The sequence below is a fragment of the Caulobacter sp. D5 genome (assembly GCF_003185805.1).
In the GTDB taxonomy this organism is placed as follows: Bacteria; Pseudomonadota; Alphaproteobacteria; order Caulobacterales; family Caulobacteraceae; genus Caulobacter.
On sequence record NZ_QHJY01000395.1, the window covers coordinates 1 to 9,738 of the forward strand.

Genomic DNA, 9,738 nt, shown 5'->3' on the forward strand with positions numbered 1-9,738 from the left:
GAGAGACCCCTCACCCGACCCCGCTCCGCGGGGCCACCCTCTCCCGCAAGGGGAGAGGGATCGGGTTACATCCGTTCCGGCGCGTCCACGCCCAGCAGGTCGAGCGCCAGCTCGAGCTGCTTGAGGGCCGTCTGGGCCAGGGTCAGGCGCGAAGCGCGCACGGCCGGGTCATCAGCGCCCAGGATCGGGCAGGCGGCGTAGAACTTCGAGAAGCCCTGGGCCAGCTTGTAGGCGTGCTCGGCCACGAAGTTGGGGGCCTTCTTGTCGTAGGCCTCCGACAGCGCGCCCTCGAAGGCGTCCAGCAGCAGGGTCAGGTCGCGTTCGGCCGGTTCGGCCACGATCACCGGACCCGCCTTGGCGGCCTGTTCGGCGGCCTTGCGCAGGATGCTCTTGATACGGACGGTCTGGTACAGCAGGTACGGACCGGTCTTGCCCTCGAAGCTGGTGAAGCGGTCGAGGTCGAAGACGTAGGAGGTGCCGCGGAAGTTCTGCAGGTCGGCGAACTTCAGGGCGGCGACGCCGACCTTGTGCGCGGTCTCCTCGAAGGCTTCCGGCGACAGTTCCGAACCGAGGCCGGCTTCGCGCAGGCGCTCGCGGGCCTTTTCGCGGGCCATCTCGATCAGGTCGTGCAGCTTAAGCACGCCGCCGGCGCGGGTCTTGAACGGCTTGCCGTCGGCGCCGTTCATGGTGCCGAAGCCGATGTGCTCCAGGCCGCCCGGCTGGGCGTAGCCGGCCAGGTAGGCGGCGCGGAACACCTGCTCGAAGTGGTCGGCCTGGCGCTGGTCCACGCAATAGAGGATCAGGTGCGGGTCGAACGACTGGCGGCGGTCGAGAATGGTCGCCAGGTCCGTCGTGCCGTACATGGCCGAACCTTCCGACGAGACCACCAGCAGCGGATCGGGGCTTTCGACCTCGATCACCGAACCGTCGGGCAGCTTCTTCTTCTTGGTCTCGCCGGGACGGGCCACGCGGACGATGCGGGCGCCCTGGTCCTCGACCAGCAGGCCCTTGTCCTCCAGCTGGCGCACCATCGGCGCGATCAGCGGATCGGCGTCGCTCTCGCCCTTCCACAGGTCGAAGTCGACGCCCAGGGCGTGGAACTCGCGTTCCAGGGCCACGCGGCTGACCTCGACGAAGTGCTTCCACAGCAGCCGATAACCAAAGCGGCCGTTCTGCAGGTCGGCCGTCGCCTTGCGGGCGCGGTCGCGATAGTCGGCGTCTTCCTTGGCGCGCGCGGCGGCGGCCGGATACAGGCGGTCGAGGTCGGCCAGGGTCACCCGGCCGGCGAACTCGGCGCGCACCTTGGCCTCGTCGGCGGCGGTGAAGTCGCGCGGGGCGTCCGGCAGCTTCTCCATCAGGGCGGCGATGAAGGCGTCCTCGTCCGCCACCGCGGTGATGAGCAGGCCCATCTGGAAGCCCCAGTCGCCGAAGTGGGCGTCGCCCACCACCTGGTCGCCGCGGAAGCGGTACAGGCGCTTGATCGACTCGCCGATGATCGAGGCGCGCAGGTGGCCCACGTGCATCGGCTTGGCCACGTTGGGACCGGCGTAGTCGACCAGCACCCGGCGCGGATCGGCCAGCAGGCTGGCGCCCGCGCGCGGGTCGGCGGCGATCTGGTCGGCGCGCTCGGCCAGGGCCGAGGGGCTGACGCGCATGTTGATGAAGCCGACGCCGGCGATCTCGACCGAGGCCAGGCGCGGATCGGCCTTCAGCTGGTCGACCACCTGGACGGCGATCTCGCGGGGGTTACGCTTGGCGCTCTTGGCGGCCGCGAGGGCGCCGTTGCACTGGAAGTCGGCAAGGTCGGGCCGGTCGGACGCCGTGACGCGCCCGAAGTCGGGAGACAGTCCGGCGGCCTGGAAAGCGGCCGCGGCCGCCTCGCTCAAGGACCGCTTCAAATCGTTCATTGCTTAGGAGGAGTCCCTGCTTGCTGGGCCTGGGCGGTCTGGCCGGCGTTGACCCGGAAGCGCTTGCCGTCGCGGTTGAAGGCGGCCATTTCCGGGGTGACGTCGAAGCCGATCAGGACCTCGAAATTGCTGCCGCTCGTCTTGATGTCGGCGCGCGGGATGGTGATGGTCTGCAGATTCTCGGTGGCGTAGACGCGGTCGCCGCCGGCCGGGAAGGTGACGGGCAGGTCGAAATATTCCTTGGCCAGCACGTCCTTGTTGCGCTCGGTCACGGCCACCCAATAGCGATAGGTCTTGCGCGGCTCGGTCGCTTCGGGACCACGGCCCAGGGCGAACAGCACCTCGACCTGCATCTTGATCGGCTCGTCGTTCTTGTAGGCGCAGCCCGAGGACACGCCCTGGATCTCGCCGGTGTAGCCGGCGGCCGTGCTGCTTTCCTTGCCGCCCTTGAACTCGACATAGCGGCTGGCGTCGTACAGCACCTTCACGAAGGGACACGGGCCGGCGTTGCGCAGCTGGGCCAGCGGAGCCTTGGGCTGGTTCCACTCCTCGTCGCGCTTCTTTTTCTTGCCGCCGTCGTCGTCGCCGCCGCCTTGACCACCGCCACCGGGGCCGCCCTGGCCGCCCATGCCTCCGCCCATCTGGGCGTGAGCGCTCATGGCGGTCATGGCGAACGACAGGGCCATCGTGGCGCTGAGGGCGACGGAAAGCGTGCGGCGCATGAAACGTCCGGTTCGAGAAGGATTGCCAGTTCGGGAGGTGCCCCAGCCGGCGTCATGCAGCCTGATAAAGGCATATGCGTGACCTCGCAACGTGCTCGCGTTTCACGCCTGACGTCAAACGTCCGCGTCGAGCATGCTCGCGTCACGGATCTCTGGCGCGGAGGGCCTCGAACGCTTAGGTTCCGCGCCATGAGCACCGCCGCGCCGCCCCGTCCCAAGCTTCGCCTTTTCCTGGCCAGCCCGCGCGGCTTCTGCGCAGGCGTGGACCGCGCCATCCAGATCGTCGAGCGGGCGATCGAGAAGTTCGGCGCGCCGGTCTATGTGCGCCACGAGATCGTCCACAACCGCCACGTGGTCGACCGGCTGAAGGCGCTGGGCGCGATCTTCATCGAGGAGTTGGACGAGGCGCCCGACGACCGTCCGGTGGTGTTCTCGGCCCACGGCGTGCCCAAATCGGTGCCGGCCGAGGCCAAGTCGCGGCAGATGATCTATCTGGACGCCACCTGCCCGCTGGTCTCCAAGGTCCATGTCGAGGCCCAGAAGCACTTCGACAACGGCCGCGAGATCGTGCTGATCGGCCACGCCGGCCACCCCGAGGTGGTCGGCACCATGGGCCAGCTGCCCGAGGGCACGGTGACCCTGATCGAGGACATCGACGACGCCCGCACCTGGCAGCCGCAGGACGCCTCGAACGTGGCCTTCCTGACCCAGACCACCCTGTCGGTCGACGACACCGCCGACATCGTGGCCATGCTCAAGCAGCGCTTCCCGACCATCGCCGCCCCGCACAAGGAAGACATCTGCTACGCTACCACCAACCGCCAGGACGCGGTGAAGATGCTGGCCGAGGCGTCTGACCTGATCCTGGTGGTCGGCTCGCGCAACTCGTCCAACTCGGTGCGCCTCAAGGAAGTGGGCCTGAAGGCCGGCGCCAAGGCCGCCTACCTGATCGACGACGCCTCGGGCCTGGAGTGGAAGTGGTTCGAGGGCGTGCAGAGCGTGGGCCTGACGGCCGGCGCCTCGGCTCCGGAAGACCTGGTGCAGGGCGTCATCGACGCCATCAGCGGCCACTTCGACCTGGAGATCGAGGAACTGGTCGAAGCCCGCGAGACCGTGACCTTCAAGCTGCCGCGGCTGCTGACGACGGCTTAGGCGTCAGGGCGCGTCGACGACGCGCGGACGGAGCCAGTCGGTAAGTTCCGGGATACCGATCTCACCGCCAGCGAGGCGGAAGATCGTTCGAGCCGCATCGGCTTGATCCGCGACCAGCCGCAGACCGTTGACCCTGAGAAACAACGTCATAGCGTGGAACGCCGCTCGTTTGTTGCCATCCACGAATGGATGATTGCCAGAGACGGCGGCGGCGTAGGTCGCCGCCAACTCCACGACGTCGGCCACCCCGTCGTAGTGAAAACGGTTCTTCGGCCGTTCAAGCGCCGAGACCAGCAAGCCGAGATCGCGAACGCCAGACGGTCCGCCATGCAGCGCCAAGCTGCGCTCATGCAGGACGATCAGCGCCTGCGTGAGAAGCCATTTCGGCTCTTGAGGCTCGATCACTTGGCCAGAGCGCGGAAGGTGTCGCGGTATTCGTCCATGATCTCTTCGCCCAGTTCGATCTGGCGGGCGACTTCGGGATCATAGGGCGAAATCTGCATCGCTCCGCCCGGCGCTTCGGTCAGATAGACGACATCCCCCTTCTCTACGCCAAGCTTGACCAGCGCCTCCTTGGGCAGGACCACGCCAACCGAGTTTCCGACTTGCGTGAGCTTAAGTGCGATCATGGCGGAGGCCCTGCATCAGTTCTTACATCTGTTATACTCCGAACGCCGCTTGACCGCCAGCGCGCGGCGCCGCATCCCGCCGCCATGGCCGTCTATACCGACATCACCGACCAAGAGCTCGAAGCCTTCCTGGCCGAGTACGACCTGGGCGCTCCGCTGGCGTTCAAGGGCATCGCCGAGGGCGTGGAGAACTCCAACTTCCTGCTGGAAACGGAGACCGGCCGCTACATCCTGACGGTCTACGAGCGCCGCGCGCGACCCGAGGACCTGCCCTATTTCCTCGACCTGCTGGGCTGGCTGGCCGACCGCGGCTATCCCTCGGCGCGTCCGGTCGCCGACAAGGCGGGGCGCAACCTCAAGACCCTGCGCGGCAAGCCGGCCGCCATCGTCGACTTCCTGCCGGGCCTGTCGGTGCGCAAGCCGACCCCGGCCCACTGCCGCGAGGCCGGCGAAGGCCTGGCCTGGCTGCATCTGGCCGGCGAAGGCTATGCCGGCCGCCGCGCCAACGACCTGGGCCAGCCCCACTGGGCGCCGCTGTTCTCCAAGCACCGTCAGGCCGCCGAGGACCTGAAGCCGGGCCTGTCGGCCGTGATCGACAAGGATCTGGCCGAGCTGTCCCTGGCCTGGCCGCGCAACCTGCCGACCGGCACGATCCACGCCGACTATTTCCCCGACAACGTCTTCTTCAAGACCGACGGCAAGTTCGCGGCGACCATCGACTTCTATTTCGCCTGCGACGACGCCTACGCCTACGACGTGGCCGTGACCCTGAACGCCTGGTGCTTCGAGGCCGACGGCAGCTTCAACGTCACCGCCGCCCGCGCCCTGATCGCCGGCTACGAGCGCCGCCGACCGCTGAGCCCGGCCGAGCGCGACGCCCTGCCGATCCTGGCGCGTGGCGCGGCCATCCGCTTCTTCCTGACCCGCCTGGCCGACTGGAACGCCACGCCCGCCGGCGCCCTGGTGCGTCCGAAGGATCCGCTGGAATACGAGCGCAAGCTGGCCGTCCACCGCGAGGGCCTGTCGCTGTTCGGGTCGGCGTCGTGACCCCCAAGCTGATCATCTATACCGACGGCGCCTGCCGCGGGAATCCGGGCCCCGGCGGCTGGGGCGCGGTGCTGATGTATGGCGACAAGCGCAAGGAAATCTGCGGCGGCGACCTGGCCACGACCAACAACCGCATGGAGCTGATGGGCGCGATCATGGCCCTGGAGGCCCTGAACCGCCCGACCAAGGCCGAGCTGCACACCGACAGCCAGTACGTGATGAAGGGCGTCACCCAGTGGATCCATGGCTGGAAGGCCAAGGGCTGGAAGACCGCCGACAAGAGCCCGGTCAAGAACGTCGACCTGTGGCAGCGCCTCGACGCCGCCCGCCTGCGCCACGAGATCGACTGGCGCTGGGTCAAGGGTCACGCCGGCCACGAGCACAACGAACGCGCCGACGAACTGGCCCGCCGCGGCATGGAAGAGACGCTGAAGAAGCGCTGACCGGCCGGCGCTACCTGTTGCGCTTGTCCCATTCGTCGCGGGCGAACTTGTAGATGCAGCTCTCGGCCATCGCGTTCCGGAGCTCGGGCGGGGCGGTCTCGAAGGCCCGGCGTGTCTGAGCCGCCAGGTCGTCCTGTTCGCCCCTGGACTTGCCTTCGCTCGCCGCCGTCTCTTCGGCCGAGCGGGCCGCCTGGGCGCCGACCCGCTTCCAGAGGACGCCGGCGCTTTCGAGTTCGGCCAATTGGGCCGGATCGTTCCGGGCCGCGCGTTTGAGCGTCTTCATGTCCTTGGCCGCCTGCTGGGCGAGACCCACGCAGGCGATCGACCCGGCGAAGTCCGGCGGCTCGGCCTGCCCGCCCAGGAGCGCGACGAAAAGCAGTCCGATCAGCATCGGCTTCCTCCACCAGAAGCTGTGAGCCTAGCCTCGCAACCATCATCGCGCCAATACGCCGTCCGTAAGGTCACGCTTCAAATACCGCCGGTCCGCCAATAGCCTGCTTCCATGACAATCGCCTGGGGAGGCAACGCCATGGATACGATGATCGCGCCGGTGCTGGCGCTGGTGAGCTGGTCGCTGCTGATGTGGGTATGGATGTACGCCCAGCGCCTGCCGGCCATGGGCAAGGCCGGGATCAAGCCGCAGGACGCGCGGTTTCCGGGCTCGCTCACCGGCCTGCCCGACGCCGCCCGCCAGGCGGCCGACAACTACAACCACCTGATGGAACAGCCCACGATCTTCTACGCGGCGGCCCTGGCCATCGCGGTCGCCGGCCATGCGGACGGGGCGTCGGTGGGGCTGGCCTGGGCCTATGTCGCCCTGCGGGTGCTGCACAGCCTGATCCAGGCCAGCATCAACATCGTGCTGGCGCGGTTCGCGGTGTTTTCGCTCAGCACGATCGTGCTGGGGGCGATGGTGGTGCGGGAGTGGGTGAGGCTGGTGGGGTGAGCAAGACCCTCCCCTGAAGGGGGGAGGTGGCCTGGAGGGCCGGAGGGGGAAGTTTCTGCTGACATCGAGGCGCCTGCTGACTCACAGGCCACGTCCCCCTCCGTCGGCTTCGCCGACACCTCCCCCTTCAGGGAGAGGGTCTCACGATCAGTCCTCGCTCTCGCACCAGGTCTTGATCAGCTGATGGGCGATCGCCAGGGTCGGCGGGGCGAAGGCGTCTTCGATCTCGCCGCGGATCAGGGCCTTCGCCTCGTCCTTGTCGAACCAGCGGACGGCTTCCAGCTCGGTCTGGTCGGGGGCGGCCTGGTCGCTGTCGACCTCGGCGATCAGCCCCATCATCAGCGAGGCGGGGAACGGCCAGGGCTGGCTGGAGTGGTAGCGGACCTTGGTGGCGACGAGACCCGCCTCTTCCTTCAGTTCGCGGGCGCAGGCCTCCTCGATGGTCTCGCCGGGCTCGATGAAGCCGGCCAGGGCCGAGAACATGCCCTGCGGCCAGGCGGCCTGGCGGCCCAGCAGGCACTTGCCGCCATGCACGGCCAGCATGATAGCCACCGGGTCGGTGCGCGGGAAGTGCTCGGCGTGGCAGGCCGGGCAGATGCGCTTCCACCCGCCGTCGGCGATGTCGCTCTTCTGGCCGCAGTTGGCGCAGAACGGATGCTTGCGCCGCCATTCGAACATCGACTTGGCGGTGCCCAGGATGCCGGCGTCGGGCGCCGGCAGAGTGGCGGCCGCGCCGCGCAGTTCCTCGAACCGGCCCAGCCCCTGCAGGGCCCCCTCCGCCGGATCGGCCGCGCCCTCGAGATCGACGGCGAAGACCGCGATGTCCTTCCACAGGCCCATGAACAGCAGGCGCTCGTCGGTGCCGGCCAGTTCCTTGGCCATGTCGGCGCGCAGATAGGCGATCTGGACGCCGCCCGGCTCATCATCAGCCCCCGGCGCGTCCTCGACCAGGACCTTGCCGTTCCAGACGGCGACGGCCAGGGACTGGGCGTCGTCGAGCTTCTCGGCGATCCAGCTGGCGTCGCCTCGACGCTCGCTGGCGCGGTCCAGCGGATTCCCGGCGAAGATGTTGACGATCTCGGATAGCGGCATGGGCGAATCTGTAGCCCAGCGACGCGGAGTCGTCACCGCCTGCCGTTAAGGCTTTTCGCCCACCGGAAACGACCACCGCCCTGGCCCGCGATCCACATCTCTACGGCCCGCGACGCTCTGGCTTCCCGTTTTGTCGCGTCGCGGACGCCGAAACCGGCGGCCACTTTCGGCTGCGACGCTCTGGGCGCTTGCATATCGGTCGATGAGTCGCGATATACCCCCTCGGAGATCGGCGACGGACGATGGCCTCGCCAACCTGGTCAGGGCCGAGAGGCAGCAGCCACAACGAGATCACCTTCGGGTCGTCTGCCGGTCTCCACCTTATTCCCCGAAATCGTCAGCATCCACGCCAGCGAGCGCGCGCGAGCCTTTTGCCGCGCCGCCCGACGCTCTAGACTGCGCCCATGGCCGACCACGACCTCACGCCCGATTCCGCTCCCCCCTGGGACGAGCCCGCCTTCGAACGCGAGGACGTGGCCGAGCGCGACGAGAACACGGCCGACATCTTCGGCGACGCGCCCCCGACCCCGGCGGCGGCCGCGCCTGCGCCCAAGCCGCTGCCCGAGCCCGAACCGGAAGAGCCCGGCGCGGCCTACACCGTGCTGGCCCGGAAGTACCGTCCGCGCACCTTCGAGGACCTGATCGGCCAGGAGGCCATGGTCCGCACGCTAGCCAATGCGTTCAGCACCGGCCGCATCGCCCACGCCTTCATGCTCACCGGCGTCCGCGGGGTCGGCAAGACCACCACCGCCCGCCTGCTGGCGCGCGCGCTGAACTACGAGAGCGACACCGTCCACGGCCCCAGCGTCGATCTGACCACCGAAGGCCGCCACTGCCGGGCGATCATCGAGGGCCGGCACATGGACGTGCTGGAGCTCGACGCCGCCAGCCGCACCAAGGTCGACGAGATGCGCGAGCTCTTGGACGGGGTGCGCTACGCCCCGGTCGAGGCGCGCTACAAGGTCTACATCATCGACGAAGTGCACATGCTGTCGACGGCGGCGTTCAACGCCCTGCTGAAGACGCTGGAAGAGCCTCCGCCGCACGCCAAGTTCATCTTCGCCACCACCGAGATCCGAAAAGTTCCGGTGACGATCCTGTCGCGCACCCAGCGCTTCGACCTGCGCCGGATCGAGCCGGACGTGCTGGCCAAGCACTTCGACCGCATCTCGCAGAAGGAAGGGGCGCGGATCGACGCCGACGCCCTGGCTTTGATCGCCCGCGCCGCCGAGGGCTCGGCCCGCGACGGCCTCTCCCTGCTCGACCAGGCTATCGTCCAGACCGAGCGCGGCCAGACCGTCACCGCCGCCGTCGTCCGCGACATGCTGGGCCTGGCCGACCGCAGCCAGACCATCGCTCTCTTCGAACAGGTGATGAGCGGCAAGCCGGGCGAGGCCCTGACCACCTTCCGCCAGCTGTGGGGCTTCGGCGCCGATCCGGTGGTGGTGATGCTCGACCTGCTCGACCACTGCCACGCTTCGTCGGTCGCCAAGGCCCTGGGGCCGGACGCCCTGTCGATGCCCAAGGAGCAGGCCGCGCGCCTGACCTCGGTCGGCGCCCAGACCAGCGCCGGAACCATGGCCCGCCTCTGGCAGATGCTGCTCAAGGCCCATGACGAGGTGCGCCGCGCGCCCGACGCCATGGCCGCCGCCGAGATGGCCATCATCCGCCTGTGCTACGCCGCCGACCTGCCGGGTCCGGAAGATGCGCTGAAGGCCCTGCGCGATGGCGGCAACCCCGGTGGTCCGGGCGGCGGCGTCGCGGTGGGCGGCGGAGCCGCGCCGGGCGGGGCGGTTTCGG

The 9,738-nt window shown here is 68.8% G+C and carries 11 protein-coding genes and 1 other RNA gene; 6 read left to right on the plus strand and 6 right to left on the minus strand.

Going from position 1 to position 9,738, the window contains the following annotated elements:
• Positions 1-65 precede the first annotated feature (65 nt).
• Positions 66-1,907, minus strand: coding sequence for an arginine--tRNA ligase (argS, locus tag DMC18_RS21840; protein ID WP_110120055.1), 1,842 nt, complete (start codon positions 1,905-1,907; stop codon positions 66-68).
• Complete coding sequence (locus tag DMC18_RS21845; protein WP_110120056.1) at positions 1,904-2,629, minus strand: Tat pathway signal sequence domain protein; 726 nt, start codon at positions 2,627-2,629, stop codon at positions 1,904-1,906. The genes argS and DMC18_RS21845 overlap by 4 nt, the downstream gene beginning before the upstream one ends.
• A gap of 189 nt (positions 2,630-2,818) precedes the next feature.
• On the opposite strand from DMC18_RS21845, the gene ispH reads away from it, so the two are divergent.
• On the plus strand, positions 2,819-3,781 hold the full coding sequence (gene ispH / locus DMC18_RS21850; protein WP_110120057.1) for a 4-hydroxy-3-methylbut-2-enyl diphosphate reductase: 963 nt from the start codon (positions 2,819-2,821) through the stop codon (positions 3,779-3,781).
• Positions 3,782-3,784: 3 nt separating this feature from the next.
• On the opposite strand, the gene DMC18_RS21855 is transcribed toward ispH, so the two are convergent.
• Together DMC18_RS21855 and DMC18_RS21860 are read right to left on the minus strand one after the other, a co-directional pair.
• Complete coding sequence (locus tag DMC18_RS21855; RefSeq protein ID WP_110120058.1) at positions 3,785-4,186, minus strand: type II toxin-antitoxin system death-on-curing family toxin; 402 nt, start codon at positions 4,184-4,186, stop codon at positions 3,785-3,787.
• Positions 4,183-4,410 (minus strand): AbrB/MazE/SpoVT family DNA-binding domain-containing protein, encoded by a 228-nt coding sequence (locus tag DMC18_RS21860; protein ID WP_110120059.1) that lies wholly within the window; start codon positions 4,408-4,410, stop codon positions 4,183-4,185. The genes DMC18_RS21855 and DMC18_RS21860 overlap by 4 nt, the downstream gene beginning before the upstream one ends.
• An 84-nt stretch (positions 4,411-4,494) precedes the next feature.
• Here DMC18_RS21860 and thrB point away from each other — a divergent pair, with 84 nt between their 5' ends.
• A complete protein-coding gene (gene thrB, locus DMC18_RS21865) occupies positions 4,495-5,457 on the plus strand; it encodes a homoserine kinase (protein WP_110120060.1) in 963 nt (320 codons plus the stop codon).
• Positions 5,454-5,900, plus strand: coding sequence for a ribonuclease HI (gene rnhA, locus DMC18_RS21870; protein ID WP_110120061.1), 447 nt, complete (start codon positions 5,454-5,456; stop codon positions 5,898-5,900). The genes thrB and rnhA overlap by 4 nt, the downstream gene beginning before the upstream one ends.
• 10 nt (positions 5,901-5,910) lie before the next feature.
• Here rnhA and DMC18_RS21875 read toward each other — a convergent pair whose 3' ends face one another.
• Positions 5,911-6,291, minus strand: coding sequence for a hypothetical protein (locus DMC18_RS21875; protein ID WP_110120062.1), 381 nt, complete (start codon positions 6,289-6,291; stop codon positions 5,911-5,913).
• A gap of 138 nt (positions 6,292-6,429) precedes the next feature.
• Here DMC18_RS21875 and DMC18_RS21880 point away from each other — a divergent pair, with 138 nt between their 5' ends.
• Positions 6,430-6,846: an MAPEG family protein gene (locus DMC18_RS21880; RefSeq protein ID WP_110120063.1), complete on the plus strand. Its 417-nt coding sequence runs from the start codon at positions 6,430-6,432 to the stop codon at positions 6,844-6,846.
• 147 nt (positions 6,847-6,993) lie between these two features.
• Here DMC18_RS21880 and nudC read toward each other — a convergent pair whose 3' ends face one another.
• The gene (gene nudC, locus DMC18_RS21885; protein WP_110120064.1) at positions 6,994-7,938 is read right to left on the minus strand and encodes an NAD(+) diphosphatase; all 945 of its coding nucleotides are present in this window, start codon (positions 7,936-7,938) and stop codon (positions 6,994-6,996) included.
• 226 nt (positions 7,939-8,164) lie between these two features.
• On the opposite strand from nudC, the gene ffs reads away from it, so the two are divergent.
• Both ffs and DMC18_RS21895 read left to right on the plus strand, forming a co-directional pair.
• An RNA gene (ffs, locus tag DMC18_RS21890) (signal recognition particle sRNA small type) lies at positions 8,165-8,257 on the plus strand.
• An 85-nt stretch (positions 8,258-8,342) separates the two neighbouring features.
• Positions 8,343-9,738, plus strand: a 1,396-nt coding sequence (locus DMC18_RS21895; RefSeq protein ID WP_110133306.1) for a DNA polymerase III subunit gamma/tau, incomplete at its 3' end; no start/stop codon positions are given.